The 26,972-nt window shown below is 76.3% G+C and carries 24 protein-coding genes and 1 pseudogene; 13 read left to right on the forward strand and 12 right to left on the reverse strand.

Annotation, left to right across the window (positions count from 1 at the left end):
* Positions 1 to 27: 27 nt before the first annotated feature.
* A pseudogene (locus tag ACI79G_RS02735) lies at positions 28 to 189 on the forward strand (lycopene cyclase domain-containing protein); the annotation flags it as partial.
* Here the strand turns inward: ACI79G_RS02735 and ACI79G_RS02740 are convergent.
* From ACI79G_RS02740 to ACI79G_RS02750, 3 genes are read right to left on the reverse strand one after another with little or no spacing between them, the layout of a single operon-like run.
* Positions 186 to 1,139 carry a phytoene/squalene synthase family protein gene (locus ACI79G_RS02740; RefSeq protein WP_456879491.1) on the reverse strand — a complete coding sequence of 318 codons (954 nt, stop codon included), beginning with the start codon at positions 1,137 to 1,139 and terminating at the stop codon, positions 186 to 188. The pseudogene ACI79G_RS02735 and the gene ACI79G_RS02740 overlap by 4 nt on opposite strands.
* Positions 1,136 to 2,671, reverse strand: coding sequence for a phytoene desaturase family protein (gene crtI, locus ACI79G_RS02745; protein WP_456879493.1), 1,536 nt, complete (start codon positions 2,669 to 2,671; stop codon positions 1,136 to 1,138). Before crtI ends, ACI79G_RS02740 begins: the two co-directional genes overlap by 4 nt.
* Positions 2,671 to 3,798, reverse strand: coding sequence for a polyprenyl synthetase family protein (locus ACI79G_RS02750; RefSeq protein ID WP_456879495.1), 1,128 nt, complete (start codon positions 3,796 to 3,798; stop codon positions 2,671 to 2,673). The genes crtI and ACI79G_RS02750 overlap by 1 nt, the downstream gene beginning before the upstream one ends.
* A 179-nt stretch (positions 3,799 to 3,977) precedes the next feature.
* Here ACI79G_RS02750 and metF point away from each other — a divergent pair, with 179 nt between their 5' ends.
* Positions 3,978 to 4,880: a methylenetetrahydrofolate reductase [NAD(P)H] gene (gene metF / locus ACI79G_RS02755; protein ID WP_456879497.1), complete on the forward strand. Its 903-nt coding sequence runs from the start codon at positions 3,978 to 3,980 to the stop codon at positions 4,878 to 4,880.
* Here the strand turns inward: metF and ACI79G_RS02760 are convergent.
* Positions 4,874 to 5,521, reverse strand: a complete 648-nt coding sequence (locus tag ACI79G_RS02760) for a hypothetical protein (RefSeq protein WP_456879499.1) — start codon at positions 5,519 to 5,521, stop codon at positions 4,874 to 4,876. The two genes, metF and ACI79G_RS02760, sit on opposite strands and share 7 nt — an antisense overlap.
* Before the next feature lie 248 nt (positions 5,522 to 5,769).
* Positions 5,770 to 6,549 (reverse strand): hypothetical protein, encoded by a 780-nt coding sequence (locus tag ACI79G_RS02765; RefSeq protein WP_456879501.1) that lies wholly within the window; start codon positions 6,547 to 6,549, stop codon positions 5,770 to 5,772.
* A 213-nt stretch (positions 6,550 to 6,762) separates the two neighbouring features.
* Between ACI79G_RS02765 and ACI79G_RS02770 the strand changes: the two genes are divergently transcribed.
* The 4 genes from ACI79G_RS02770 (at position 6,763) to ACI79G_RS02785 (ending at position 10,648) form a co-directional block, all read left to right on the forward strand.
* Complete coding sequence (locus ACI79G_RS02770) at positions 6,763 to 7,707, forward strand: DUF808 domain-containing protein (RefSeq protein ID WP_456879503.1); 945 nt, start codon at positions 6,763 to 6,765, stop codon at positions 7,705 to 7,707.
* 108 nt (positions 7,708 to 7,815) lie between these two features.
* Entirely contained in the window at positions 7,816 to 8,922 is a 1,107-nt protein-coding gene (locus ACI79G_RS02775; protein ID WP_456879504.1) for a transcriptional regulator, read from the forward strand.
* Complete coding sequence (locus ACI79G_RS02780; RefSeq protein WP_456879506.1) at positions 8,919 to 9,839, forward strand: ABC transporter ATP-binding protein; 921 nt, start codon at positions 8,919 to 8,921, stop codon at positions 9,837 to 9,839. Before ACI79G_RS02775 ends, ACI79G_RS02780 begins: the two co-directional genes overlap by 4 nt.
* A complete protein-coding gene (locus ACI79G_RS02785) occupies positions 9,836 to 10,648 on the forward strand; it encodes an ABC transporter permease (protein ID WP_456879507.1) in 813 nt (270 codons plus the stop codon). Before ACI79G_RS02780 ends, ACI79G_RS02785 begins: the two co-directional genes overlap by 4 nt.
* A gap of 197 nt (positions 10,649 to 10,845) precedes the next feature.
* Here ACI79G_RS02785 and ACI79G_RS02790 read toward each other — a convergent pair whose 3' ends face one another.
* Positions 10,846 to 11,655, reverse strand: coding sequence for a lipase family alpha/beta hydrolase (locus ACI79G_RS02790; RefSeq protein WP_456879508.1), 810 nt, complete (start codon positions 11,653 to 11,655; stop codon positions 10,846 to 10,848).
* Positions 11,656 to 11,712: 57 nt separating this feature from the next.
* Between ACI79G_RS02790 and ACI79G_RS02795 the strand changes: the two genes are divergently transcribed.
* The 3 genes from ACI79G_RS02795 to ACI79G_RS02805 all read left to right on the forward strand — a co-directional run bounded on the left by ACI79G_RS02795 (position 11,713) and on the right by ACI79G_RS02805 (position 15,602).
* The gene (locus tag ACI79G_RS02795; protein WP_456879510.1) at positions 11,713 to 12,369 is read left to right on the forward strand and encodes a CDP-alcohol phosphatidyltransferase family protein; all 657 of its coding nucleotides are present in this window, start codon (positions 11,713 to 11,715) and stop codon (positions 12,367 to 12,369) included.
* A gap of 142 nt (positions 12,370 to 12,511) precedes the next feature.
* Positions 12,512 to 14,494, forward strand: a complete 1,983-nt coding sequence (gene ftsH / locus ACI79G_RS02800) for an ATP-dependent zinc metalloprotease FtsH (protein WP_456879512.1) — start codon at positions 12,512 to 12,514, stop codon at positions 14,492 to 14,494.
* 130 nt (positions 14,495 to 14,624) lie between these two features.
* Complete coding sequence (locus ACI79G_RS02805; protein WP_456879513.1) at positions 14,625 to 15,602, forward strand: carbohydrate kinase family protein; 978 nt, start codon at positions 14,625 to 14,627, stop codon at positions 15,600 to 15,602.
* 1 nt (position 15,603) lies between these two features.
* Here ACI79G_RS02805 and ACI79G_RS02810 read toward each other — a convergent pair whose 3' ends face one another.
* The 6 genes from ACI79G_RS02810 to ACI79G_RS02835 all read right to left on the reverse strand — a co-directional run bounded on the left by ACI79G_RS02810 (position 15,604) and on the right by ACI79G_RS02835 (position 21,247).
* Positions 15,604 to 16,254 (reverse strand): flavin reductase family protein, encoded by a 651-nt coding sequence (locus ACI79G_RS02810; protein WP_456879515.1) that lies wholly within the window; start codon positions 16,252 to 16,254, stop codon positions 15,604 to 15,606.
* 207 nt (positions 16,255 to 16,461) lie between these two features.
* A complete protein-coding gene (locus ACI79G_RS02815; RefSeq protein WP_456879517.1) occupies positions 16,462 to 17,565 on the reverse strand; it encodes a glycosyltransferase in 1,104 nt (367 codons plus the stop codon).
* 73 nt (positions 17,566 to 17,638) lie between these two features.
* Entirely contained in the window at positions 17,639 to 18,451 is an 813-nt protein-coding gene (locus ACI79G_RS02820) for a carotenoid biosynthesis protein (RefSeq protein ID WP_456879520.1), read from the reverse strand.
* On the reverse strand, positions 18,448 to 20,082 hold the full coding sequence (locus tag ACI79G_RS02825; protein WP_456879523.1) for a phytoene desaturase family protein: 1,635 nt from the start codon (positions 20,080 to 20,082) through the stop codon (positions 18,448 to 18,450). The genes ACI79G_RS02820 and ACI79G_RS02825 overlap by 4 nt, the downstream gene beginning before the upstream one ends.
* Positions 20,083 to 20,150: 68 nt before the next feature.
* Entirely contained in the window at positions 20,151 to 20,738 is a 588-nt protein-coding gene (locus tag ACI79G_RS02830) for a GNAT family N-acetyltransferase (protein ID WP_091219366.1), read from the reverse strand.
* Positions 20,735 to 21,247 (reverse strand): YbaK/EbsC family protein, encoded by a 513-nt coding sequence (locus tag ACI79G_RS02835; protein WP_456879525.1) that lies wholly within the window; start codon positions 21,245 to 21,247, stop codon positions 20,735 to 20,737. The genes ACI79G_RS02830 and ACI79G_RS02835 overlap by 4 nt, the downstream gene beginning before the upstream one ends.
* Before the next feature lie 230 nt (positions 21,248 to 21,477).
* Here ACI79G_RS02835 and ACI79G_RS02840 point away from each other — a divergent pair, with 230 nt between their 5' ends.
* The 4 genes from ACI79G_RS02840 (at position 21,478) to ACI79G_RS02855 (ending at position 26,882) form a co-directional block, all read left to right on the forward strand.
* On the forward strand, positions 21,478 to 21,804 hold the full coding sequence (locus ACI79G_RS02840; RefSeq protein WP_456879527.1) for a DUF6504 family protein: 327 nt from the start codon (positions 21,478 to 21,480) through the stop codon (positions 21,802 to 21,804).
* Positions 21,804 to 22,289 carry an SAV_6107 family HEPN domain-containing protein gene (locus tag ACI79G_RS02845; protein ID WP_091219359.1) on the forward strand — a complete coding sequence of 162 codons (486 nt, stop codon included), beginning with the start codon at positions 21,804 to 21,806 and terminating at the stop codon, positions 22,287 to 22,289. The genes ACI79G_RS02840 and ACI79G_RS02845 overlap by 1 nt, the downstream gene beginning before the upstream one ends.
* The gene (locus tag ACI79G_RS02850) at positions 22,286 to 26,092 is read left to right on the forward strand and encodes a DNA polymerase III subunit alpha (RefSeq protein WP_456879529.1); all 3,807 of its coding nucleotides are present in this window, start codon (positions 22,286 to 22,288) and stop codon (positions 26,090 to 26,092) included. The genes ACI79G_RS02845 and ACI79G_RS02850 overlap by 4 nt, the downstream gene beginning before the upstream one ends.
* A 310-nt stretch (positions 26,093 to 26,402) precedes the next feature.
* A complete protein-coding gene (locus ACI79G_RS02855; protein WP_456879531.1) occupies positions 26,403 to 26,882 on the forward strand; it encodes a VOC family protein in 480 nt (159 codons plus the stop codon).
* Positions 26,883 to 26,972 lie beyond the last annotated feature (90 nt).

Consider the following 26,972-nt stretch of genomic DNA (forward strand, 5'->3'; position numbering starts at 1 on the left):
GTCACCGCGGTGGTCGCCGTCCTGGTGGTGGACCTGGCCGTCTACCGCACCCGGATGGTCACCCGGCCGGTGTTCTGGGTGGCCTACGCGATCATCATCACGTTCCAGCTGCTGATGAACGGCGTGCTGACCGGGCTGGACGTCGTCACCTACGACCCGGACACCATCTGGGGTCCGCGGATCGCCTACGCGCCGGTCGAGGACCTGCTGTTCGGCTTCGCCATGGTGACCCTGACCCTGGCCAGTTGGGCGGCGGTCAACCGGCGGGCGAACACCGCCAGACGCCGTGGCTTGGACACCCGCACCCGGCGGTCGAGCACCCGGTAGTCGGCCCGCTCGATCTCGGTGAGGATGCCGCCGTAGAGGTCGGTGGCGGCGCGCACGCAGTCGCGGGACTCCGGCGCGAGCATCGGCGTCCCCGGGGCGGCGTCGTCGTAGCGGCGGCGCACGATGGCGACCATCTCCCGCATCAGCTCCCGGAAGTGGGCGTCGTACCGCTTCTCGGCGAGCTGCTCGCGGGTGACGCCGTGCGCGGCCATGAGGTCGGCGGGCAGGTAGACCCGGCCCCGGTCGACGTCCTCGGCGACGTCGCGCAGGAAGTTGGTCAGCTGGAAGGCCTCGCCCAGCGCGATGGCGTGCGGGGCGGCCTCCTCGCGGGCCACGCCGCTCGCGGTGCCGAGCACGGGCAGCACCTGCAGGCCGATGACCGACGCCGAGCCCCACATGTAGCGGTCGAGGGCGTCCATGTCGGCGTACCCGGTGACGTCGAGGTCGCTGGTCATCGCGGCGAGGAAGTCGACCAGGTGCTCGACGGCGATGTCGTACCGGCGGTAGGTGTGCACCAGGGCGAGGCGCACCGGGTCGTCGGACCAGCCGGCCTCCAGCTCGGCCAGCACCGCGCGGGACCACTCGGCGAGGTCGCCGGCCGGGTCGGCGCCGGGGTGGTCGACGAGGTCGTCCGCGGTGCGGGCGGCGGCGTAGAGCGCGTGGATCGCCGGGCGCCGGTCCGGGGTGAGCAGCCGGGTGGCCAGGTGGTAGCTCTTGCCGTGCTCGGCGTTGATCGCCGCGCAGTGCCGGTAGGCGGCGTCGAGGAGGGCCTGCCGCTCGGCCTGCGTGCGCGGCGGGTCGGTGAGGGTCATCGGTTCCCCGTCCCCGGGTCCGGCCGTTCCCGCGGGGATGGCCGGACCCGTCCGGTGATCCTCTCCGCGGCCAGCCGGCCGCTGATGACGACCATGGGCACGCCGACGCCGGGCTGCACCGACGAGCCGGCGAGGACGACGTTCTCCGGGCCGCGCCGGGGCAGCGTCGGCGTCCGGAACGGGCCGGTCTGGCCGAAGGTGTGCGCCAGGGCGAACGGCGTCCCCGCGGCCATGCCCTGCGCCGCCCAGGTCAGCGGGGTGTCGACGTGCTCGACCTCGATCGCGCCGGTCAGCCCGCTCCAGCCGCGCTCCTCCAGCACGCCCAGCACCTCGTCGCGGTAGCGGGGCCCCAGCGTCGTCCAGTCCAGGTCGGGGTTGCCGCCGCTGTGCGGGTCCAGGTTCGGGGTGGGCGCGACGATGCTCAGCACCTGGCCGCCCTCGGGGGCGAGGCTGCGGTCGGTGCGCGACGGCATGCTGACCAGCAGGCTCGGGTCGGTCATCGGGCGGCCGTCGCGGGTCAGCTCGGCGAAGACCTCGCGCCACGCGGCGCCGAAGCTGATCGTGTGGTGCGCCTGACCGGGGAGCTCGCTGCGGACGCCGACGTGCACGGCCACGCAGGACGGCGAGTACACCGGCCGCCGCAGCCGTCGGAAGCCGGGCACCAGCGTCTCCGGCCGGTCGACGGTGACGACGACGGCGTCCGCGGGCAGCCGCTCGCCGTCGCCCAGCAGCACGCCGGTGACCCGCGACCCGCTGACCTCCAGCTCCCGCACCTCGGTGTCGTGGCGCAGGGTCACGCCGGCGTCGGCGGCCGCGGCGGCCATCGCGCGGGGGACGGCGGCGATCCCGCCGACGGGGTGCCAGACGCCGGCGCCGATGTCGAGCTGCGCGATGACCGCGTAGGCGGCGATCGCGCGGTACGGCGAGACCCCGGCGTAGAGGGCCTGGAAGCTGAACAGCCGGCGCAGCCGGTCGTCGGTGAAGTGCCGCTCGACGTGCCGGGACAGCCGGCCGAAGCCGCCGCGCCGCGCCAGCTGCACCAGCTCGGGGCCGAGCAGGTCCAGCGGGGTGTCGAGGTTGCGGTCGATGAAGGTGGTCAGCTGCAGCCGGTAGAGCTCGGCCAGGTCGGCCAGGTACCGCCGCAGCGCGGCCGCCTCCGCGGGCCCGCACAGCGCCTCGACCTCGGCGGCGAACGCGTCGACGTCGGCGTGCACGTCCAGGTGCGAGCCGTCGGCGAACCGTGCCCGGTAGGTGGTCCGCAGGGGGACCATCTGCAGCCGGTCCTCGAGCTTCTCGCCGACCGCGGCGAGGGTGTCGGCGACCAGCTCCGGGGCGGTGAACACCGACGGGCCGGTGTCGAGGGCGTAGCCGCGCTCCTCGATCCGCCCGGCGCGCCCGCCGGGGCCGGAGGCGCGCTCGACGACGGTGACCTCCCGGCCGGCGCCGCGCAGCCGCAGGGCCGCCGACAGCCCGGCGAGGCCGGCGCCCACGACGACGACGCGGTCGGTGCGCCCGGGGACGGTGCGGACCATCAGGCGGTGCGGGTGGTCGCGGCGACGGCGAGCGCGTCGAGAGCGGCCCGGGCGTCGTCGGCCAGCGGGGCCTCGGCGATGGCGGTGCGGGCGAGCGCGGTGCGCTCGGCGATCCGCTGCTCGACCTGCGCGCGGGCGCCGGTGGACTCGAAGAGCGCCCGCAGCGCGTCGAACTCGGCCGGGCCGGCACCGGGGTTCCCCAGCGCCTCGGTGAGCAGCCGCCGTCCCTCGTCGTCCGCGGCCTCCTCGGCCAGCGCCACCAGCAGCGTCTGCTTGCCCTCGCGCAGGTCGTCGTCGGCGGACTTGCCGGTGACCGACGGGTCGCCGAACACCCCGAGGACGTCGTCGCGCAGCTGGAACGCCTCACCCAGCGGCAGGCCGATCGCGGTGTAGACCTCGGCGGCGCGCTCACCGGCACCGGCGATGGCGGCGCCCAGCTGCAGCGGCCGTTGCACGGTGTAGCCGGCGCTCTTGTAGCGGGCCACGGTGAGCGCGCCCTGCACACCGGGCAGGCCGCCGGCGGCGCGCAGCAGGTCCAGGTACTGCCCGGCGGTCACCTCGGTGCGCATGGTGTCCCAGACCCGGCGGGCCCGGGAGAGCGCGGTGGGGGAGATGCCCGAGCAGCGCAGCAGCTCGTCGGACCACACCAGCGCGAGGTCGCCGACGAGGATCGCCGCGCCCACGCCGAAGGCGTCGCCGTCCCCGGCCAGCGCGTCGTCCCCGTGCCGGGAGGCGAAGCCGACGTGGGTGGCCGGGCGGCCGCGGCGGGTCAGCGCGCCGTCCATCACGTCGTCGTGCACCAGCGCGCTGGCGTGCACGAACTCCAGCGCGGCCACCGCCCGCAGCACCGCCGCGTCGGACTCCCGGGGCCCCTCGCCGCTGACGCCGCGCCAGCCCCAGTAGGCGAACAGCGGGCGCAGCCGCTTGCCGCCGTCGGCCAGGGCGCAGACCTCGTCGATCACCGGGACGAGCGACGGGTCCATCGCCGCGAGGGTCTCCCGCTGCACCTCGAGGAAGTCCGAGAGGGCGTCCCAGACCGCCGCGCGCACGCGGTCGATCTCGGCAGCGGCCGGCGGGGGAGCCGGGGGGAGGACGGGTGTCTCGCGCTGCTGCGCCCCGGCGATCACGGACCGAGTATCGCGCGCCATCCGATCAGGCGCGGCCGGGATCCGGGCGGAGTCGGTCAGGGCCACGGGGTCTGCCTCCTGGGGCCGGTGGGGCGGCGGTGCCGGAGGACCTTCTCCGGGGGCGTGCCGGACGGATGCAGGGCGGGCCGGACCCCGGCGGGTCCGTATCCTCGCTGTCCATGACGCGGACCGTGCGCGAGCTGCTCGCCGAGAGCCGGCCGACGTGGTCCTTCGAGTTCTTCCCGCCCAAGAGCCCCGAGGGCGCCACCCAGCTGTGGACGGCGCTGCGCGAGCTCGAGCGGCTGCAGCCGTCGTTCGTGTCGGTCACCTACGGCGCCGGCGGGTCGACCCGCGAGGGCACCGTCTCGGTCACCGAGCGCATCGCCACCGAGACGACGATGACCCCGCTGGCCCACCTGACCGCCGTCGACCACAGCGTCGCCGAGCTCCGGCACGTGGTCAGCCGGCTGGCCGCGGCGGGCGTGCGGAACCTGCTGGCGCTGCGCGGGGACCCGCCGGGCGCCGACCCGCAGGCGGAGTGGGTGGCCCATCCGGAGGGGCTGACCTACGCCGCCGAGCTGGTCGAGCTGATCCGCTCCATGGGTGACTTCTCCGTCGGCGTGGCCGCCTTCCCGGAGCGGCACCCGCGCTCGCCGGACTTCGAGACCGACGTCGAGATGTTCGTGCGCAAGTGCCGGGCCGGCGCCGACTTCGCGATCACCCAGATGTTCTTCCGCCCGGAGGACTACCTGCGGATGCGCGACCGGGTGGCCGCCGCCGGCTGCGAGGTGCCGATCATCGCCGGGGTCATGCCGGTGACCAACGCCCGGCAGATCACCCGCATCGTCCAGCTGTCCGGCCAGGCGTTCCCGGAGCACCTGGCCGCCCGCTTCGCCGAGCTGGACGGGGACACCCCCGAGGCCAGGGCCGCGGTGCGGGCCTACGGCGTCGAGGTCGCCACCGGGCTGTGCCAGACGCTGCTCGACGAGGGCGTCCCGGGCATCCACTTCATCACCATGAACCGGTCGACGGCGACCCGTGAGGTCCACGCCAACCTGGTGGCGGTCCCCGCTCCTCACTGAGCCGGGTCCGCCGCGGCGGCCCGGGTGGCGCGGTCGGCCAGCAGCGCCGCCGTCTCGGCCGCCGCCCGGCGCAGGCCCTCCCGCTCGGCCGCGTATCCGCCGAGCGTGCCGACCACCGGCAGGTTCGCCAGGGCACGGTGCCGCAGCTTGCCCTTGGGGCGGGCGTCGAGGGTGTCGTCGATGCGGCCGAGCAGCCGGGCCACCCGCCACAGGGTGCGGACGGCGCTGCGGTCCTCCCTGTCCCCGAGGACGTCGTCGGCGTAGGCGCCGGGGGCCCGTTCCAGCAGCGGCCGCACCCGCTCGGCGGGCAGGTCGCGGTCGAGCAGCACGTGAGCCAGCAGCGCCACCCGCTCGGCGTCGTCCTCGACGCCGTGCTCGGCGGCCACCCCGCCGACCACCAGCGCCTGGACCGCGGAGCCGACCGTGTTCTGCAGCGGCAGCAGGTCGGCGAGCTTGCCGGCGAGGCGGGGGACGGCGCTGACGCCGGCCGCGACGCGCGAGACCCGGTCGGCCCACCACTGCTCCCGCTCGGCCTGCGGCAGCTCCGGTGGGCGGCCGAGCCGGCGGACCAGCGGCGTCGTCAGCCGGTGGACCCGGCGGAGGACGTCGACGACGACCGCGTCGCTGATGGGAGGCGCCATGGAGTCGCTCTACCCGCGCTCGCCGCCGGGCCATGCACGCGGACGGCCCGGTGGTGTGCGGTTGCGGCACGTCCTGGCCCGGGAAGGCGCCACGAGCGCACCTCGCCCGGCGTGGTGGCTGCGTCGCGTGGACGACTGCGCGTCCACGGCCCGTTCCCGCAGGCCGAGGGGACCACGAGCGCGCAGGGTCCGTGGTGATGAGCTGTCGCCGCGGTCAGCACCCAGCCGGCCCCCGTGGCTCGTGCCGATCAGCTCGTGGGCTCGGGCGAGCGCATCGACCCCGCTCCTCGGTCCGGCGGCTCGGCCAGCGGCGCGCGGGTGCGGGTCATGAGCTCGACCAGCTCGGTCACCGCGCTGCGGACCGCGGCGATCTCGTCGGCCACCGCGCGCAGGTCGCCGTCCCCCCGGTCGGGCAGCGCCGACGTCGCGGCGGTGATCCCGTCGACCTCCGCCGCGCTGCGCTCCAGCCGCTCCAGGTCGGCCAGCTGGCGCAGCTCGGCCGAGAGCAGCGCGGCCTGGTCGCGGTAGCGGATCAGTGCGTCGGCGCGGTGCCCGAGCCGGAGCGCGGCGGCCTCCAGCGCGGCGGACTGGCGGTCCCAGTACTCCGCCGCCGTCCCGGCCGGGCGCACCCCGAGGGAGACGCGGGCCGACCGGATGCGCAGCGCGAGGTCGACGATGCGGTCGACCTCGGCCTGGCCGTCGAAGCGGCTCGCCGCGAGCAGCGGGGAGGACCAGGACGGCTCGCGCACCGTCTCCGCCCACGCCCGCCCGGCGGCCGCGGCGACGCGCGCCTCGGTGGTGTCCCACGCCGCGAAGGCCGCCTCGGGTGCCGGGGACGGCGGCTCAGGAGCGGGGGACGGCAGTCCCAGCCGGGCGCGGGCGGCCCGGTCCAGCCGGACGGCGGCCGCGCGCAGCTGCGCCCACCGCGACGACGGCACCCGCCGGGACGAGCGGACGACGACCAGCCGGCCCCCGGTGAGGTACCGGTCGGGCCACAGCGCCGCGCCCTCGTCGTCCGCCGTCCGCATGGTCCTGCCCTCCTGCTGCACCCGGTGAGCAGCCTGTCGCTCCAGCGTGCCGGTCCCGGCCGCCGGACGGCGGACCCTCCGGACCGGGCGTTCGGCGTGTCCCCAGCCGGGTAGTCCTTCCCGGGACACGGAGCGGGGAGTCGCCCGGTGCGGCGGGACGGACCACGATCACCGAGACTGCACACGAGTGCTGACCAACTGGGAGGACGTCACGTGGCCGGTGGACTCGTAGCCCTGTTCGACGACGTGGCGGTCCTGGCGCGCGCCGCCGCCGCCTCCGTCGACGACATCGGGGCGGCTGCAGGACGAGCCAGCGTCAAGGCCGCGGGTGTCGTCGTCGACGACACGGCCGTCACGCCGCAGTACGTGCACGGCCTCGCCGCCGAGCGGGAGATCCCGATCATCAAGCGCATCGCCCTGGGCTCGTTGCGCAACAAACTGGTGATCATCCTACCCGCCATCCTGCTGCTCAGCCAGTTCCTGCCGTGGCTGCTCACCCCGATCCTCATGATCGGCGGCGCCTACCTCTGCTACGAGGGCGCGGAGAAGGTCTGGCACAAGCTCAGCGGCCACTCCGACGCCCACGGACCGGTGGAGCAGGCGCTCCCGGACGAGAAGACGATCGTGTCCGGGGCCGTGCGCACCGACTTCATCCTCTCGGCGGAGATCATGGTGATCTCGCTGAACGAGGTGGCCGACGAGGGCTTCTGGTCCCGCGCGGTGATCCTCGCGGTCGTCGCGGTCGGCATCACGGTCCTCGTCTACGGCGTCGTCGGCCTCATCGTGAAGATGGACGACGTCGGGCTGTCCTTGTCCCAACGTCCCGGGAAGGGGGTCTCCCGCTTCGGCCACGGACTGGTGAAGGCCATGCCGCGGCTGCTCACGGCCCTGACCGTGGTCGGGACCGCCGCGATGCTGTGGGTCGGCGGTCACATCCTGCTGGTCGGCAGTGACGAGCTGGGCCTGCACGCCGTGTACGGGGCCGTGCACCACCTGGAGGAGGCGGCGCACGAGGCCACCGGGGCCCTCGGCGGGGTCGTGGGGTGGCTCGTCAACACCCTCGCCAGCGCGCTCGTCGGACTCGTCGTCGGGGCGCTGGTCGTGCTCGTCATGAACCTCACGGTGCACCGGCGCAAGGCCTCCTCCGCGGCGCACTGAAGAAGGACCCCTGCACCTCGCCCCTCGCGCGCTCGCGGCGGGACCGTGCAGGGGCCGGGCGTCCCAGTGGGCCCGGGCCGGTCGCCGTCCGCTCGTACCGTGGGGCGCATGGCGGCACGGGGGCGAGGCGCGCTCGCCCGATGGGCGGCGGTCGGCCTGCTCGTCGCGGCGCTGGCGGCGCTGCCGTCGGTCGTCGCGGCGCTGCCCGCCGACGACACCGAGGTCCCGGCGGCGCAGCTGCGGGCCGCGGTGCTGGCCAGCGCGGACGTCGGCTTCTCCGGCTACGCGGTCTCCGCCGGGGGCCTGGCCCTGCCGGTGTCCGAGCGGCTCACCGACGTCGCCGACCTGTTCAGCGACCGGACGCTGATGCGGGTGTGGTGGCGTGGGCCGGAGGACCACCGGGTCGACGTGGTGACCGCGGCGGGGGAGACCGGCGTGCACCGCGACCCCGGCGGCACCTGGGCCTGGGATTTCGAGGCCGCCACCGCCACCCGTGGCGCCCCGGCCCCCCTCGCGCTGCCCACCCCGCCGGACCTGCTGCCCGCCGCGCTCGGCCGGCGGCTGCTGTCCGAGGCCACCGACGACGAGCTCTCCCGCATCGGCGCCCGCCGGGTGGCCGGCCGCGACGCCGTCGGCCTGCGGCTGGTGCCCGCCGAGCCGGCCGCGTCCGTGGGCCGGGTCGACGTGTGGGTCGACCCCGCCAGCGGGCTGCCGCTGCAGGTGCAGGTGTTCGCCGAGGACGCCGACCTCGCGGCGCTGGACACCCGCTTCCTCGACCTGGACCTCGCCGTCCCCCCGGCGGACGTCGTCGCCTTCACCCCACCGCCGGAGGCGACCCTGCTGACCGCGCCGGACACCGAGGAGCTGATCGCGCAGGCCGAGGAGCGGGCGCCGCACGTGCGGCTGCCCGCAGAGCTGGCCGGCCTGCCGCGGCGGACCTCCGCGGGCGTGCCCGGTGCGGTCGGCGTGTACGGCCGCGGCGTGACCCTGCTGGCGGCCGCGCCGGTGCCCGGCCGGCTGGCCGGGGGGCTGCGCGAGGCGCTGACCGCCGGCCCGGACGCCGTCACCGACGAGCTCGGCACCCGGGTCGCCGCGGGTCCGCTGGGGCTGATGCTGGTCACCCCGCCGGACGGCCCGGCCTACGTGCTCACCGGCACGGTCACCCTCGACGCACTGGCCGACGCCGCCCGCCGGCTGCCCGGGGCGGCGTCGTGAGCTCGGTGATCCGCACCCGGGGGCTGGTCAAGCGCTACGGCCGGCTGCGCGCGGTCGACGGCATCGACCTCGACGTCCGCGCCGGTGACGTCTACGGCTTCCTCGGCGCCAACGGCTCGGGCAAGACGACGACGGTGCGGATGCTGCTGGGCCTGGTGCTGCCGACCGCGGGCGAGGTCGAGCTGCTGGGCGAGCGCATGCCGCGCGCCGGCCGCCGGGTGCTGCCCCGGGTGGGCGCGCTGGTCGAGGGGCCGGCGCACCACGGGCACCTGTCCGGCCGGGCCAACCTCGCGCTGATCGACGCGGCCGGGCCGGGCGGCTCCCGGCGCACCCGCCGTGCCCGCATCGAGGAGGTGCTCGACCAGGTGGGCCTCGGCGGCATCGACCGCCGGCCGGTGCGCGCCTACTCCCTCGGCATGCGGCAGCGGCTCGGGCTGGCCGCCGCGCTGCTGCGCCGCCCGGAGCTGCTGGTGCTCGACGAGCCGACCAACGGCCTGGACCCGCAGGGCATCCACGAGATCCGGGACCTGCTGCTGGAGCTGCACCGCGGCGGGACGACGGTCTTCCTCTCCAGCCACCTGCTGGCCGAGGTCGAGCAGCTGTGCACCCGGGTCGGCGTGCTGGACCGCGGCCGGCTGGTGCTGCAGGACGAGCTGGCCCGGCTGACCGCGCCCACCGGCGCGACGGTGGTGGACACCCCGGCCGCCGACCGGGTGCGGGCCGTGCTCGACGGGCGGGTGCTCGGGGTCGAGGGCTCGCGGGTGGTGGTGCGCGGAGCCGACCCGGCCGAGGTCAACGCGCTGCTCGTGGGCGCGGGGGTGCCGGTGACCGGGCTGGCGCTGCAGCGCCCCACCCTGGAGGAGGTCGTGCTCGCCGCGGCCGGCACCAGCGCCGACCGGGTGGAGGCGGCCCGGTGATCGGCGTCGAGCTGCGCAAGCTGTTCCGCCGTCCGCGCACCTGGGTGACGATCGCCGTCCTCAACGCGCTGCCGGTGCTGGTCGCCGTCCTGGTGCAGCTGACCGACCTGGCCCCGCGGCCGGGGGAGGGCCCGCCGTTCCTGTCCGCGGTCCTCACCAACGGCGCGCTGTTCCCGCTGGCGGCGCTGGCCATCGTGCTGCCGCTGTTCCTGCCCATCGCGGTCGCCGTCGTGGCCGGGGACGCCGTCGCCGGGGAGGCGCAGGCCGGCACGCTGCGCTACCTGCTGGTCCGGCCGGCCGGGCGCACCCGGCTGCTCGTCGCCAAGCTGGTCGCGGTCATCGCGTTCGTGCTGGTGACCGTGCTGGTGGTGGCGGGTGTCGGCTACGTCGTCGGGACGACGCTGTTCGACGCCCAGCCCGTCGGTGGCGGGACGTCGGTGTCGGGCACCTCGCTGTCGCAGCAGGCGCTGGCCGGCCGCAGCCTCATGGCGATCGGGTACGTGACGGTCTCCATGCTCGGCGTCGCCGCCTTCGGGCTGTTCTTCTCCACGCTGACCGACTCGCCGCTGGCCGCCGCGCTCGGCGCGCTGGCGGTGCTGGTCACCTCCTCGCTGCTGTTCACCCTGGACGCCGCCTCGCCGATCGCGCCCTACCTGCCCACCCGGTACTGGCTGGCCTTCGTCGACCTGTTCCGCGACCCGATCCTGTGGCGGGACGTCGTCCGCGGGCTGGCGCTGCAGGGGGTCTACGTCGGCGTGCTGCTGGCCGCGGCCTGGGCGAACTTCACCACCAAGGACGTCACCAGCTAGCTGCCGCGCGCCGACGGCCGAGGAGGGCGACCAGGCGGTCCTCCGGGTCCGCGCCCGGCGGCGGGGCCACGGGTGCGGCGAACAGCCCGGGGCGGGCGCCGTCCTCCAGCAGTGACGTCGCCGCCTGCAGGAGCGCGGTGGCGAGCCGGGGCGCCTCCCGCAGGCGCCTCTCCCCGGTGGAGGGAGGGGGTCCTGCCTCAGCCGCCGAGGCGGGCGCAGTCGTCGGGGCCCAGCGCGGCCGGCGGCGCGGCGCCCAGCTCCTCGAGCACCATCGCCTGCACCAGCGGGTCGCGCGGCAGGTCGCCGTGGCCGACGCGGGCGCCGGGGCAGACCGACTGCACCGGCAGCTCCAGCGCGCCCTCCAGCCGGGCGGACTCCGGTGGGGTCACCGTCTCGTCCTGCGCCGTCCAGATCGTGATCCAGGCCGGCCCCTCCGGCGTCTCGTCGCCGGCGTTGAGGCCGGCGAGCAGCGGGCTCGCGGTGGCCAGCTGGCGGCAGGCCTCGGGGCACTCCTCCGGTGCCACCTGCCCGGCCAGGTCGGCCAGCGTCGTGCCGTGGTGCGGGGAGCCCAGGGTCACCACCCGCCTCGTGACGGCCGCGCCGCCGTCGGCCACCCACAGCCGGGCGATGACACCCCCGGCGGAGTAGCCGACCACGTCCACGCTCTCCGCGCCGGTGCGCTCCAGGGCGGCGTCGGCGGCCTCGCCGAGCGCGTCGGCCGCGGCGCCGAGGTCCCCGGTGCCGTCGCCGGGCACGTCGACCACCGTGGCGTCGCGCCCCTCGGCGGTCAGCCGGTCGGCCAGCGGCTGCAGCGCCGCGGTCGAGCCGCCGTAGCCGGGCACGAGCAGCACCGGGCCGGGTGTGTCCTGCGACACCGGCTCGCGGCCCGCGGCGCCCGACAGCCGGCCCAGCAGCAGCGCCGCGCCGGTGACCAGGACGGCGACGACCGCGAGACCCAGGACGCTGACGACCAGACGGCGTCGGGCGGGGGAGAGACCGGGGAGCACCCCTCCACTGTCCCCGGTCCGCCGCGCCTGGTGGACTGCGCTGGTGGAGCGGGCGCCGTGCTGAGCCGCGAGGAGTACCTCGCCGCCTGGTCGACGTGGCACGGAGGGGCCGACCCGGCGGCCAGCCGGCTGGTGCACGGCTGGTTGTCCGGCGTGTACGCCCTGGCACGGCGGGTCGCCGGGCTGCCGCCGGTCGCGGTGACCGCCGCGGGGCTGCTCGTCGCCGCGGCCGCCGTCGTCCCCGCTGCGGTCGGTGGCCCGTGGTTGGTGCTCGCCGGGGTGCTGGTCGGGGTCTCCGCCGTCCTGGACGGGCTCGACGGGGCGCTGGCCATCGCGACCGGGCGGGCCTCGCGCCGCGGCTTCGTCCTCGACTCGGCCGTCGACCGGCTCAGCGAGGGGGCGTTCGCCGCCGCGCTCTGGGTGGCCGGCGCCCCCGGCTGGCTGGCCGCGGTGTTCGGCGGGCTGTGCTGGCTGCCGGACTACCTGCGTGCCCGGGCCGGGCAGGCCGGCGTCACCGAGACCGGGGAGCTGTCGGTCTGGGAGCGCCCCACCCGGGTCGCCATGACCGGCTTCACCCTCGGCGGGGCCGGGGTGGTGGCGGGCCTCGGCTGGTCCGCGGCGGTGGTCACCTGCGGGACGGCGGTCGGCTGCCTGCTCGGCGTCGTCGGCGTCGCCCAGCTGGGGACGGCGCTGCGGCGGGCGCTTGCCGACTGAAGGACCCCTGCCTCCCGCCACGAGCGAGCTCGCGGCGGGATCCTGCAGGGGGCCGGACGGAGGCTCCACCCGGCGGCGACTGCCGGGCGGCTCGGGCGGGGTAGGAGGGGAGCGATCCCGCCGAGCCCACCGGAGACCGCACATGGACGACCGACCGACCCGGCCCTCGGGTGCCACCCGTCGCGGCCGGCCCAGCCCGCAGCCGGAGAACCGGGCCCCCGAGCGTCCCTGGCGCACCGAGGGCGTGCCGCCGGGCCAGGACGACGGGGACCGGCCCTCGCGCCTCCGGCGGCTGCGCCCGTTCGCCGTCGCGCTGCTCGTCTACCTGCTGCTGTTCGGCCTGGTGACCTGGCAGGACCAGGGCGACGCGCCGGTTCCCATCTCCTACACCGAGTTCTCCGACCAGGTGGACGCGCGCAACGTGGCGGAGGTCTTCGCCCGGGGGTCGACGATCCAGGGTGAGCTGCGCGCCGCCCGCCCCGTCCCCGGCGGGTCGGGTGAGGACTACAGGCAGTTCGCCACCGAGCGCCCGACCTTCGCCGAGGACGACCTGCTCACCCGCCTCGAGGACGCCGGCGCCACGGTCAGCGCCGAGCCGGTGGTCGAGCAGCGCGGCGCGCTGTGGAACCTGTTGATCTCCTTCGCCCCCATCCTGCTGCTGGTCGCCTTCTACTGGTGGCTGTTCCGGCGTCAGCGCCAGCTCGGCGCCGGCCTGTTCGGCGGCGGGAGCAGCAGGCGCAAGCCGGTCGACCCGGAGAGCGTCCGCGTCACGTTCGACGACGTGGCGGGCATCGACGAGGTCGAGGCCGAGATCAACGAGGTCGTGGACTTCCTGCGCAACCCGGACAAGTACCGGCGGCTGGGGGCCCGCGCCCCCAAGGGCGTCCTGCTCGCCGGCCCACCCGGGACCGGCAAGACGCTGCTGGCCCGCGCCACGGCAGGAGAGGCCGGCGTGCCGTTCTTCTCCGCCAGCGCGTCGGAGTTCATCGAGATGATCGTCGGCGTCGGGGCGCAGCGGGTCCGCGAGCTGTTCGCCGAGGCCCGCAAGGTGGCCCCCGCGATCGTCTTCATCGACGAGATCGACACCATCGGCCGGGCCCGCGGCGGGGCGGTCGCCCAGGGCGGCCACGACGAGCGCGAGCAGACGCTCAACCAGATCCTCACCGAGATGGACGGCTTCTCCGGTGCCGAGGGCGTGGTCGTCATGGCGGCCACCAACCGGCCCGACGTCCTCGACCCCGCGCTGCTGCGTCCCGGCCGCTTCGACCGCACCATCACGGTCAACCCGCCGGACCTCGACGGTCGCTACGCGATCCTGCAGGTGCACGTCCGCGGCGTCCCGCTCGCCGACGACGTCGACCTGCACCAGGTCGCCGCCGTCACCCCCGGCATGACCGGTGCCGACCTGGCCAACCTGGTCAACCAGGCGGCCATCGGCGCCGCTCGCCGCGGCGCGGACAGCGTGTCGGCCCGCGACTTCGGCGACGCCCTGGAGCGGATCCAGCTCGGCGCCGAGCGGGACGTCGTGATCCCGCCCGAGGAGCGCCGGCGCACCGCGTACCACGAGGCCGGACACGCGCTGCTCGGCATGCTGCAGCCGGGTGCCGACCCGGTCCGCAAGGTCACGATCATCCCCCGCGGCCGGGCGCTCGGGGTCACCCTCTCCACCCCCGAGGCCGACCGCTACGGCTACGACGAGCGCTACCTGCGCGGCCGGATCATCGGCGCGCTGGGCGGCATGGCGGCCGAGGAGGAGGTCTTCGGCGTGGTCACCACCGGCGCGGAGAACGACCTGGAGAACAGCACCCGGATCGCCCGGGCGATGGCCGGCCGGTGGGGCATGTCGCAGCGCGTCGGTCCGGTCTCCGTCCTGCCCAAGGACGCCGACCCGCGGTTGGCGGGTGTCTCCGACGCCATGCTCGACACCGTCGACGAGGAGGTGCGCCGGATCAGCGAGGAGAGCTACGCCGAGGCCCGCAGGCTGCTGCGGGAGAACCGGGACCGGCTCGAGGCCATCGTCGAGCAGCTCCTCGAGCACGAGACGCTCGAGGAGCCGGAGATCTACGCCGCTGCCGGCATCCCCCGGCCCAGCGGCCGCCACCTGGGCGCGACCGTGCCGGCGTGAGGACCCGGTGGGGACCGGCTCCGCCGGCCGCCGCCGTCGGGCAGGCGCGGATCGCGGCTCCTAAGGTGGTGGGGTCGTCGTCCGACGCCACCGGGCGTCTCGCTGCACGCCACCCCGAGGGAGCGTCCCCGTGCCCGTCGCCGTCACCGGCTCCATCGCCACCGACCACCTGATGACCTTCCCGGGGAAGTTCACCGAGCAGTTCGTCGAGGGCCAGATGGAGAACGTGTCGCTGTCGTTCCTGGTCGACGACCTGGTGCAGCACCGCGGCGGTGCCGGCGCCAACATGGCCTACGGGCTCGGGCTGCTCGGCCTCGCCCCGGTGCTGGTGGGCGCCGTGGGCAGCGACTTCGCCGACTACGACGCCTGGCTCACCCGGCACGGCGTGGACACCGCGAGCGTGCACTGGTCGGAGTTCAAGCACACCGCCCGCTTCGTCTGCACCACCGACGTGGTGAACAACCAGATCGCGTCGTTCTACTCGGGGGCGATGTCGGAGGCCTCGTCCATCGAGCTGGCCCCCGTCGCCGACCGTGTGGGCGCGCTGGACCTGGTCGTCGTCGGCCCCAACGACCCGACGGCGATGGTGCGGCACACCCGGGAGTGCCGGGACCGCGGCTACCCCTTCGCCGCCGACCCCAGCCAGCAGCTGGCCTGGGCCGACGGCGAGATGATCCGCGACCTCGTCGACGGCGCGGACCTGCTGTTCACCAACGAGTACGAGGCCGCGCTGCTGCTGCAGAAGACCGGGTGGAGCGACGCCGAGGTGCTCGACCGGGTGGGCACCTGGATCACCACCCGGGCGGCCGACGGCGTGCTCGTGCGGCAGGCCGGTGCCGAGCCGATCGAGGTCATCGCCGTCCCGGAGACCAAGCCGGTCGAGCCCACCGGCGGCGGCGACGCGCTGCGCGCCGGGTTCATCGCCGGCCGGGCGTGGGGGCTGGGACTCGAGCGGGCCACCCAGCTGGGGTCGGCGGTCGCCACCGAGGCCGTCGAGGTCATCGGCACCCAGGAGTACGAGCTGCGGCGCGAGCCGTTCCTCGAGCGCTTCGCCGACGCCTTCGGCGCCGACGCCGCCGAGGAGATCGCCGCCCACCTGCCCGGCTGAGCTACTGGCCGCGGAGCTCCTCGCCGATGGTCGGGTCCTCGGTCCAGCGGCGGTAGGGGATCCGCTTGATCTCGCGGACCTCACCGAGCGCCGTCCACTCGTTCCCCCCCAGGCGGGCCAGCGGCCGGAGGCGCTCGATGCGCGGCCGCCCGCCCTCGACCGCGCTCTCCCACACGCTGATCAGCTCCACCCGGCCGAAGACCACCGTGCTGTCGCCCAGCCGCACCGTCGAGTGCAGCGTGCACTCCACCGCGACCGGCGACTCCGCGACCCGGGGGACGCCGACCCGCTCGCTCGGCTCCAGCGCGACACCGACCTCCTCGGCCTCGCTGACGCCGTGCGGGAAGTCGGTGCCCGTGGCGTTCACCTGCTCGAACAGCCACTCCGGCGTGAGGCTGACGGTGAACTCACCGGTCGCCTCGACGTTGTCCAGCGTGTCCTTGCGGCCCACGGAGGTGAACTGCACGACCGGCGGGACGACGCACGCCACGGTGTAGAAGGAGTGCGGCGCCAGGTTCAGCACGCCCTCGGCCGAGCGGCTGGCCACCCAGGCGATCGGCCGGGGCACCACGACGGAGTTGAGCACCCGGTAGAAGGCGCCGCCGTCCATGTCCGCCGGGTCGAAGTGCACGCGCGCGTGGGGGCTGGTCACCCGGTCATCCTCGGCCACCCCCGGTCGGGCAGCGAGGCCAGGGCGGTCGGGCGGGTCAGCCACCGGACAGCCGTCGCGCAGCCGACCGCGACGGCGAGCGGCCACGAGGACGACGTGCCAGGCGAGGGACACCGCGGCGGCCTCGGCGAGGGGCGCTGCCGACGGTGCTCGGGCCGCCGGAGGCCCTGACGACGGCACCGGGTGTTCCTACAGGGCGCGCCCCCGCCAGGACAGCGTGCCCCGCCGCCGCCCCCTCACCGACCCGGCCAGCAGCACGTCGAACAGCAGCATCGACAGCGGGTGCGCCAGCGAGTCCGGCCAGACCCGGCCGCCGGTCGCCGCGGCCGACACCGCCCGCCCGGCGACCCCCGCCGCGTAGCCCACCAGACCGGTCCGCGACCCGCGCACCGCAGCCAGCGCCGGCAGCACCCACACCGCGCTCAGCCCGGCCGCCACGGCCACGCTGGCCCCCGGCGACCCGCCGACCGAGGCCCACAGCGACTTGGCGTAGCCGGCCCGCAGCGCCGGCCAGCCGTCGTACATCCGGCAGGCGGCCAGCCGTGACCCGTCGACCGGCACCGCCCGGCCGCCGGCCCGCTTCACCGCCCGGGCCAGCGCGACGTCCTCGATCACCTCGCCGCGCACCGCGCCGTGCCCGCCGGCCCGCGCGTACGCCGCCCGCCGGACGACGAGGAACTGCCCGTTGGCCGCGGTCAGCGACGGCCGCGGCGAGCGCTCGGCCAGCCGCACCGGCAGCGTGGTGACCCACAGCCACGGGCCCAGCGGCTGCACCAGGCGCTCGGCCACGCTCGCGGTCACCGGCCGCGGCCAGGGGGAGACCAGGTCCAGACGGTGCGCGTCGAGGACGGCGACCGCGCCGGCCACCGCGTCGGGGAACAGCCGGACGTCCGCGTCGAGGAAGACCAGCACGCCGTCGTCCGCGTCCGCCGCGAGGTCGGCCCCGGTGGCGCAGGCGTGCGGTTTGCCCAGCCAGCCCGGCGGCGGGTCGGCCGCGGCCACCAGGCGCACCCGCGGGTCGGCGACCGCGCGCACGACGTCGGCGGTGCCGTCGGTCGAGCCGTCGTCCACGACGACCACCCGCAGGTCCGGCACGTCCTGCTGGGCCAGCACCGCGGCCAGGCAGCCGCCGACCTGCTCCTCCTCGTCGCGCACCGGCAGGACGACGGTGACCGGCCGGCGCACCGGCGGCGGCCCCGTCGGGGGACGGCGCAGCAGCGCCACGTTGACCGCCGCGTGCAGCGCCCCGGCGACCGCCGCGCCGGAGAGGACCCGCAGCAGCCGGTCGCTCACGGGTCCTCCTCGCGGTACTCGGCGGCCGCGTTCGCGGACGCTGCTGTCCCCATGGACGCGGTCGCGAGCTCGCTCACCGGGTCCGGCGGGCCTGGAGCGCCAGCGCCAGCAGCACCGGGACGGCGAGCAGCACCCCCCACACCGCGGACCCGGGCAGCCCCAGCCAGCCGGCGTGCGCCAGCGCGCCGCCGAGGGTCATCCAGCCGAGCACCAGCAGCGGGGCGCCGTCGCCGGTGCGTGGCGGCTCGAGGGCGGTGCGGGTGACCAGCAGGTCGAGCAGCGCCATGAGGACCAGCCCGGCGAGCAACCAGCCGGCCAGGTTGGTCAGCGGCACCGTGTCGATGCCCGGCAGCCCCGGCCGCGGGTGCGCCCAGGTCCAGTAGCCGGCCTGCACCATCTGCGGGTCGAGGACGACGTCCCACCCCGCGAACACCGCCGCGGCCACCGCCACGCGGACCGGGCGCCGACGGCCGGCCCGCACGTCACGGCTGAGCCGGCGGGCCAGCAGCCAGCTCGGCCAGGCCATCATCAGCCAGGCCAGCGGCACGAGGAACGGGACGCCGAGCAGCGTGGGCCCGAGGTCGTCGCTGTAGGTGTACTCGCCGTACGGGAACCCGGTGGCCAGGCCGACCGCCTCGAACACCACGGCGGTGGCCGCGGTGACCAGCAGGACCCCGGCCCCGGTGCGGGCTCCCCGGCTGACCGTCGCGTGCACCACGGACACCGTCGAGCCGAGCAGCACGATCAGCCAGGTGACCGCGCCGCGGACCGCGCCGCCGTCGTCGGTCAGCGGATACGCGATCGCGGTGAGCACCAGCAGCACCGCCGGTGCCCACGGGAGCGCGGCCGGCCGGTTGCCCGGCCGCGCGGCGAGCAGACCGCTCACCGGCGCACCCGGGCCAGCCCGCGCCGGAGGGCCTCGCGCGCGCGGACGGGCACGCTCCGGTCGCCGAGGACGACGCGGGCCGCCGTCCGCCCGGAGTTGCCCGACACCCCGCCGCCGGGGTGGGTGGAGGCGCCCGCGAGGTAGAGGCCGGCCAGGCCGGGCACCCTGTAGCCGGACAGGGCCGGCGTCGGCCGGAAGGCGAACATGCTGGCCAGCCCCATCTCCACGTGCATGACGTTGCCACGCAGCAGCGACAGTTCCCGTTCGAGCAGCAGCGGGGTCTGCACGTACGTCCGCTGCACCGAGGCGGCGAAGCCGGGCGCGAAGCGGTCGACGGCGGCGACCAGCCGCACCGCCTCGGCCTCGGCGAGGGCGTCCCAGTCCCCGCCGTCGGCCAGCGCGTAGGGGTACCACTGGCCCCACACGGTGACCACGTGCTGCCCGGGCGGTGCGAGCGTGTCGTCGGTGGCCGAGAAGCACATCGCCAGCGGCACCGGCTCGCGGGGCAGCCGGCCGGCCAGCCAGTCGCCGTGGGCGGCGGCCAGCTGCGCGCGGTCGGTGCACAGCAGCTGCAGCCCGCCCAGCGCCACCGCCGGGTCGGCCCCCGGGTAGGACGGCGGGGCGTCGGTCAGCGCCCGCACCACCAGGCCGAAGCCGTTGCCCACCGGCGGGGCGGCGCCGGCCAGCGCCGGCGGGGCGTGCTCCCCGGCCAGGTCGCGGGTGGCCAGCACGTGGCAGGCGGCGACGACGACCGGGGCCGCGACCCGCCGTCCCGACGCCGTCTCGACGCCGGTCACCCGGCCGTCCTCGACCAGCAGCCGGGTCGCGGCGTCCCCCAGGGCGACGTGCCCGCCGTCGGCCTCGAGCCGGCGGCGCAGCGCCTGGGTGAGCCCGCCGGAGCCGCCCACCGGGTGGCCGGGCGGGACGTCGTGCAGCAGCGTCGCCCAGGCGACCATCGCCGCGGTGCCCGGTTCCGACACCGGCGGGCCGGACTGCGCGCCGAACCAGGCCAGGGCCGCCTTGAGCCGCTCGCTGGTGAACCACCGGTCGAGCAGCGCGTCGCCGGAGCCGAGGAAGTCGACGGCGAGGTCGCCGCCGGGGGTCCGCGGCCGGCCGTCGGCCGGGGCGCCGAGCGGCCAGAAGGAGCGGGCCAGCCCGCCCACCGTCGGCCGCCGCGCGAAGGAGCCGACGACGGCGCGGCTGCGCGGGGCCCACACCTCGACGAAGCGCCGGTAGGCGGCGGCGTCCTCGGGCCCGCAGGCGTCGGCGATCGAGGCGCAGGTGGCGTCCAGGTCGACGGAGAACACCAGCGGCCGGCCGTCGGGGCCGGGGTCGCCGGGGGACGGGGCGGGCGCGAAGCCCCACGGGTCGCAGTCGACGTAGCGCAGGCCGTGCGCCGCGAGGTCGAGCTCCTCGACGATGCCGCTCTGCCGGACGATCACGTGCGCGCTGGAGCCGCGGTCGACCCGCACGCCCGGCCAGCGCTCCACGGTCGAGACCGCGCCGCCGAGCACCTCGTCGCGCTCGAGGACCTCCACCCGCAGCCCGGCGCGGGCCAGGTAGCAGGCGGCGACCAGCCCGTTGTGCCCGGCGCCGACGACGACGGCGTCGACGGGAGCATCGACGTCCACGGCCCCCTCGCCGGCGCTCGTCGGCCGTGGCAGCCCTGCTGCGCCCCTGCGTGAGCTCGCGAGCTCGCTCACGTGCGGTCGGACCGCGGTGCCGGGGGCGGCAGCGGCAGGCGGGCGCCGAGGATGGCGAAGGGGCGCGAGTCACCGGGGAAGCGGTGGTTGCGGGCCAGGTCGACGAAGCCGTCGGCGTGGTACAGCCGGAAGGCCTTGGTGTCGTTGTCCGGGGTCGACAGCAGCGCCGCCGGGTAGGGGAGGCCGGCCACCAGGGCGTGCAGCAGCTGGCGGCCCAGGCCGCGGCTCTGGTGGGCGGGGTGCACGTGCAGCTCGCAGACCTCGAAGGCGCCGGGCAGCCAGCGCTTCGCCGTCCGCCGGTCGAGCGCGGCGCGCACCTGGTCGTGCCACCACTGGCCGGGCGCGACCAGGTAGCCGTAGCCGAACCCGACGAGGACCTCCCCGTCGGGGGTCTCCACGAAGGCGCCGACCGCGCGGAACCCGGGGCGCTCGGTGTGCTGGATGGCGTAGCCGTACCGCCCGGCGACCACCGAGGGGCTGTAGCCCATCGCCTCGCCGTAGATGGCCAGCGCCTCGTGCATGTGGTCGCGCAGCCAGCCGGTGGGCAGCTCGGTGACCCGCGCCGCGGGCGTCGTCCCGGTCACGAGGACACCTCCTCGGGCAGCGCCACCGGGCCGTCCCCGATCTCGGCGGCGGTCCCGCCGGTGAGCCGCAGCAGCTCCTCGTAGCTGGTCGGGAAGACCGCGTGCGGGTGTCCGGCGGCGGCCCAGACCCGGTCGTGCCGGGCCAGCTCGATGTCGACCAGCGTGCCGATCGGCTCCGGGTGGCCGATCGGGGCGACACCGCCGATCGGCTGGCCGGTGTGCCGGCGCACGGAGTCGGCCGACGCCGGGCGCACGTCGCGGACGCCGAGCAGCCCGGCGACCTTCGTGACGTCGACCCGGTGGGCGCCGCTGGTGAGGACCAGCAGCGGCGCGCCGTCGACGTCGAACAGCAGGCTGTTGGCGATGGCCCCGACCGGGACGCCGAGCTCTCCGGCCGCCTCGGCAGCGGTGCGGGCGCTGCCGGTCAGCTCGAGCACCTGCCCGGTCGCGCCGGCCTCGGCCAGGAGGGCGGAGATGGCGGCCACCCGGGGGTGCTCGGGTCGGCTCATGCGTCGATCCTGCCATCGGCCGGGGCGGTCTGCTGCGGGCCCGGGCTCCCCGTGCGGCCGGCGCACCCGGCCGCGCGCCCCGCTTGACGTCGTCGGTGCCGGCAGGGTGTACTCGTCGTGGTTCGAACAGGCGTTCGAACCACGACGGCCCCCCGCCGCACCCGGGTCCTTCCCCGCCCGGTGCGGCGGGCCGGGGCCGGTGGGGCGGCGGAGCGGGTGGGGAGTCTGTCATGAGCCGGGTGCTGAGCGGGGTCGGCGAGCGGGTCGGCGAGGAGGTGCAGGTCGAGCGCGGGCCGCTCGGGCCGGCGCAGTTCTGGCGCGGGCAGTCGCGTTACGTCGTCGGCGAGCTGCTCGACTCGTGGGTGGAGACCGCCCCGTGGTGGCAGCGCGGTGCCGCGGGAGCCGGTGGCGCCTCCGCCGAGCTGGTCGCCAGCCGCGAGGTGTGGCGGGTGGAGGCGGTCCGGGCCGGCCGGTCGCGGATGAGCTTCGCCGGCGTCTTCGACCTCAGCTGGGAGTCGGCGGACAACCGCTGGTCGCTCGTGCGGGTGCACGACTGATGGGGGCCGTCCGCGTCATGGCCGACCAGCTGCCCCTGCCCCCGCCGCTGCCCCCGGCCGCCCGCCAGCTGCTCGACCAGGCCTCCCGGGCGCTGGCCGAGGCGGCGGCGAGCGCCGACGCCCGGCAGCGCTACGCCACCGCCCACCTGGGCGCGCTGCGCGCCGCGGCCGCGGTGCTGGCCGCCCGCACCCGGCCGGAGTCCGGACGGCGCCGCCCGCGCAGCGCCTGGGTGCTGCTCGGCCAGGTGGCGCCCGAGCTGGGGGAGTGGGCCACCTTCTTCGCCGCCGGCGCGGCCAAGCGGGCCGCCGCCGAGGCCGGGCTGTCCCACGCCGTCACCGACCGCGAGGCCGACGATCTGGTCCGCGACGTGCGTGCCTTCCTCGCCGTCGTGGAGAACGCCCTGGGCAGCACGCCGTCACCGGAGTCGCCCCGGCGCGCGCGTCCCCGGGTGGTCGGCGGGTCCGAGCACCGGAACGGGAGGTGAGGCCCGACCCCTTCGTCCACCTCCACGTCGCCTCGGGCTACTCCATGCAGTACGGGGCCAACCACCCGGTCGACCTGGTCGAGCGGGCGGCCGAGCACGGCATGCGGGCCCTGGCGCTCACCGACCGCGACGGGCTCTACGGCGCGGTGAAGTTCGCGCTGGCCTGCCGGGCGGCCGACGTGCGGCCGCTGTTCGGGGTGGACCTGGCCGTGACGCCCTCGGTGGACTCGGCCGTCCCGCCGGCCCTGGCCCCCGTGGTCGGCGGTGTGCACTCGGCGCAGCGGGCGCGAGCTCGCCGGCCGGGGGCGCCGGACGACGCACGCGGCCGCGCCGGACGCCGCTCGCCGGCCCGCGGCGGGTCGAGCGTCGACCCGCGGCTGCCGCGGGTCACCTTCCTGGCCCGGGACGGCGCGGGGTGGCGGTCGCTGTGCCGGCTGACCAGCGCCACCCACCTGCGTGGCACGCGCGGGGAGCCGGTGAGCTCACTCGCGCTGGCCGCCGAGCACGCGCCCGGGCTGGTGGCCCTGCTGGGCCCGGACTCCCCGGTGGGCCGGGCGCTGGCCGCCGGGCGGGCCGACGTGGCCTCCGCCCGGCTGGCCGCCTGGCGCGCGGTGTTCGGTCCCGGCTCGCTGGTGCTCGAGGTCGTGCACCACCGCGGCCGGGGTGACCGCTCCCGGGCGCAGGCGCTGCTGCGCTTCGCCGCCGCGGAGGGGGTGCCGGCGGTGCTGACCAACGCGGTCCGCTACGTCGACGCCCTCGACGCGCCCACCGCCGACGTCCTGGACGCGGCGCGCCGGCTGGTCCCGCTGGACACCCGGCACGTCGACCGGCGCACCGCCGAGGGCTACCTGAAGTCGGGCAAGGAGATGGCCGAGGTCGCCGAGGACCTCGTCGGCCCCGACCGCGACGCGGCGCTGCGGCTGCTGGAGCGCACCGCCCGGCTGGCCGAGCAGTGCACGGTCGACGTCCGTGCCGATCTCGGCCTCGGCACCGTGCGCTACCCCGAGCTCGACGTGGTCACCACCCCGGCCGAGCAGGGGATGGGCCCCTCGGCCGTGCTGCGCGCCCGCTGCGAGGCCGGGCTGGGCCGGCGGGGGATGCCCCCGACGGCGGAGGTGGTCCGGCGGCTGGACGACGAGCTGGCGGTCATCGACGCCCTCGGCTACCCGTCCTACTTCCTCACCGTCGCCGACGTGGTCGACCTCATCAGGAGCCTGAGGGTCCGGGCGGCGGCGCGGGGGTCGGGCGCCGGCAGCCTGGTCACCCACCTGCTGGGCATCTCCGACGTCGACCCGATCCGCTACGGCCTGCTGATGGAGCGCTTCCTCTCCCCGCTGCGCCACCAGCTGCCCGACGTCGACATCGACGTGGAGTCCGCCCGCCGGATGGAGGTGTACGACGCGGTCATCGACCGCTTCGGCGCCCACCGGGTCAGCTGCATCTCGATGATGGACACCTACCGGGTGCGGCACGCCATCCGCGACGTCGGCGCCGCGCTCGGCCTGCCGCCGGCCGAGGTGGACGCGGTCGCCAAGGCCTTCCCGCACATCCGGGCCAACCAGGTGCACGCCGCGCTCAAGGACCTCCCGGAGCTGCGGGCCAGCCGGCTGGGCTCGCGGCGCGGCGGCGGCACCGGCGACCTCGACCTGCTCTTCGACCTGGTCGCCCGGCTCGACGGGCTGCCGCGGCACATCGCGCTGCACCCGTGCGGCGTGCTGCTCTCCGACGCCACGCTGCTCGACCGCACCCCGGTGGAGAACAGCTACCTGGGCTACCCGATGAGCCAGTTCGACAAGGACGACGTCGAGGAGCTCGGGCTGCTCAAGCTCGACCTGCTCGGCATCCGGATGCAGTCGGCGATCGCGCACGCCCTCGACGAGGTGGCCCGGGTCGACGGCGAGACCGTCGACATCGACGCGATCCCGCGTGACGACCCGACGACGTTCGAGCTGGTCCGCTCGACCCGGACGCTCGGCATGTTCCAGATCGAGTCGCCGGGGCAGCGGGAGCTGGTCGGCAAGTTCGGGCCGGAGACGTTCGAGGACATCGTCATCGACATCTCGCTGTTCCGGCCCGGCCCGGTGAAGAGCGACATGGTCACGCCGTTCCTGCTGGCCCGGAACGGCTGGCAGGACCCGGTCTACCCGCACCCCGACCTCGCGCCGTTCCTCGAGCAGACCGCCGGGGTGGTCGTCTTCCACGAGCAGGTGCTGCAGATCGTGGCGCAGATGACCGGCTGCGACCTGGCCCAGGCCGACGAGGCGCGCCGGGCGCTGGGGGACCGGGAGCTGCACCCCGAGGTGCGGGCCTGGTTCGTGCCCGAGGCACTGGAGCGCTATCCGGTGGAGGTGGTCGAGCAGGTGTGGGAGGTGCTGGTCGCCTTCGGCTCCTTCGGCTTCTGCAAGGCCCACGCCGCGGCGTTCGCGCTGCCCACCTACCAGTCGGCGTGGCTGAAGACCCACCACCCGGCGGCCTTCCTCGCCGGGGTGCTCACCCACGACCCGGGCATGTACCCGAAGCGGCTGATCCTCGACGACGCCCGCAACTTCGGCGTCCGGGTGCTGGGCCTGGACGTCAACGCCTCGGCTGGCACCTACCGGGTCGAGCGGCTCGGGTCCGCCGCCGACCCTGGAGATGGACCTGAGGTGGAGGGTCCGGGCTGGACGCGGCCGGAGTGGATGCCCGCGGCGATGCCCGACCCGTCCCGCTACGGCATCCGGCTGTCCCTGGCCGACGTGAAGGGCATCTCCGCCGACGAGGTGGAGCGGGTCGTCGCCGGGCAGCCCTACCGCTCGCTCACCGACTTCTGGCACCGGGCGTCGGTGTCCCGGCCGGTGGTGGAGCGGCTGGTGCTGGCCGGCGGCTTCGACTCCCTCTACGGCTTCGGGGTCCGCGACCGCGAGGCCGGCCGACCCACCCGCAGCCGCCGGCAGGTCACCCGCCGCGACCTGCTGCTGCAGATCGGCGAGCTGGACCGGTGGAGCCGCAGCGGCGCGAGGGCCACCACGACCGGGCAGCTCAGCCTCGACCTCATGGGCCTCGACACGGGCACCGAGCTGCCCGGCGAGGAGGCGGAGGAGCCGGGGCTCGGCTGGGCCGAGGGCAGCGGGCTGCCGGAGTTCACCGACGCCGAGCTGGTGCGCGCCGAGCTGGAGGTGCTCGGCCTGGACGCCAGCCGGCACGTCGTCGACTTTTACCGGCCGTTCCTCGCCGCGATCGGCGCGGTGCCGGCCGGCGAGCTGCTCTCCAGCCGCAGTGGCGCCGAGGTGCTGGTCGCCGGGGTCAAGGTGGCCACCCAGACACCGCCGATCCGCTCCGGCCGCCGGGTGGTCTTCGTGACCCTCGACGACGGCACCGGCTGCACCGACTCGACCTTCTTCGAGGACGCCCAGGGTCCCTACGCCTCGACGGTCTTCCACTCGTGGCTGCTGGTGGTCCGCGGGGTGCTGCGCCGTACCGGCCCGCGGGGGGTCTCGCTGCGGGCCACCGGCGCGTGGGAGCTGCCGGCGCTGCACGAGGCCTGGGAGACCGGCGGGCTGGAGGCGGTGGCCGAGCAGATGGCCGCCGCGGGGGAGTACACCGAGCAGTCGATCGCCGGCGCGGCGGCCTCGCGCGGGTCGCGGCCGGTGGTGGTCAAACCGGTGCTGGTGCACCCCACGGGCTTCCGGATGTCGCCCTACGCCGACATCAAGCCGGCGGGGGAGGACGTCATGACCGTGGCCCGCCGCGACGCCACCCGCCGGGGGACGTCGTCGCCGCCGCGCAAGCTGTGGCACTCCAGCCCGGGCAGCTCCGGCCACTGAGGAGCGACCCCGTCCTCCCCACCCTCGCAGGCTCGGGGCGGGACCCGGTCGGGGCCGCCGCTGCCCCCACCACCCGCGAGCTCACGGCGGGATCCTGCAGCGGGGCCAGCCAGGCTCGGGCGGGTCGCGGCGGGCCGCACTGCTGTACCCCGGTGGCCCGCCACCGGCCGGCGCACGGGCGGCCGGGGTGCAGCGGTCGGGGTCCGCGCGGCCGAACTCGCGCGCCGGCGACCGATGACCTGGGGGTGGGACGGCGGTCTACTCCTCGACGCCGGAGTCGACCGTCCTGCCCACCCCGAGAGGACCCCCCATGCCCAAGCAGATCCCGTGCCTGTGGTTCGACGGCGCGGCCGAGGACGCCGCCGCCCACTACACCTCGATCTTCCCGAACTCATCGATCGGCGAGGTCACCCGCTACGGCCCCGACATGCCGATGCCCGAGGGCACCGCGATGACCGTCTCCTTCACCCTCGACGGCCAGGAGTACGTCGGCCTCAACGGCGGCCCCCAGTTCCCGTTCACCGAGGCCATCTCCTTCCAGATCATGTGCGCCGACCAGGAGGAGGTCGACCACTACTGGGACCGCCTGACCGACGGCGGCGAGGAGAGCATGTGCGGCTGGCTCAAGGACCGCTTCGGCGTCTCCTGGCAGGTCGTGCCGACCGAGCTCACCACCCTGCTCAACGACCCCGACCCCGGACGAGCCCGGCGGGCCACCGAGGCGATGCTGCAGATGCGCCGCATCGACGTCGAGGAGATCCGGCGGGCGGCCGACGGGGTCTCCGCGTGAGGGAGGACGCGGTCGCGCGGCGGTGACGTGCGCGGACGGCGCGTTCCCGGCCCGGGATGCGCCGCGAGCGCACACCGCCGTCGCCGCCGC

It is taken from the genome of Geodermatophilus sp. SYSU D00779, from assembly GCF_054050595.1.

Coding starts and splice junctions, on each gene's coding strand:
- ftsH (WP_456879512.1), top strand. CDS start 12,512: ATGGACGACCGACCGACCCGGCCCTCGGGTGCCACCCGTCGCGGCCGG.
- ACI79G_RS02835 (WP_456879525.1), bottom strand. CDS start 21,247: ATGAGCCGACCCGAGCACCCCCGGGTGGCCGCCATCTCCGCCCTCCTG.
- ACI79G_RS02765 (WP_456879501.1), bottom strand. CDS start 6,549: ATGCGGACGGCGGACGACGAGGGCGCGGCGCTGTGGCCCGACCGGTAC.
- crtI (WP_456879493.1), bottom strand. CDS start 2,671: ATGGTCCGCACCGTCCCCGGGCGCACCGACCGCGTCGTCGTCGTGGGC.
- ACI79G_RS02840 (WP_456879527.1), top strand. CDS start 21,478: ATGAGCCGGGTGCTGAGCGGGGTCGGCGAGCGGGTCGGCGAGGAGGTG.
- ACI79G_RS02855 (WP_456879531.1), top strand. CDS start 26,403: ATGCCCAAGCAGATCCCGTGCCTGTGGTTCGACGGCGCGGCCGAGGAC.
- ACI79G_RS02760 (WP_456879499.1), bottom strand. CDS start 5,521: ATGGCGCCTCCCATCAGCGACGCGGTCGTCGTCGACGTCCTCCGCCGG.
- ACI79G_RS02845 (WP_091219359.1), top strand. CDS start 21,804: ATGGGGGCCGTCCGCGTCATGGCCGACCAGCTGCCCCTGCCCCCGCCG.
- ACI79G_RS02775 (WP_456879504.1), top strand. CDS start 7,816: ATGGCGGCACGGGGGCGAGGCGCGCTCGCCCGATGGGCGGCGGTCGGC.
- ACI79G_RS02740 (WP_456879491.1), bottom strand. CDS start 1,139: ATGACCCTCACCGACCCGCCGCGCACGCAGGCCGAGCGGCAGGCCCTC.
- metF (WP_456879497.1), top strand. CDS start 3,978: ATGACGCGGACCGTGCGCGAGCTGCTCGCCGAGAGCCGGCCGACGTGG.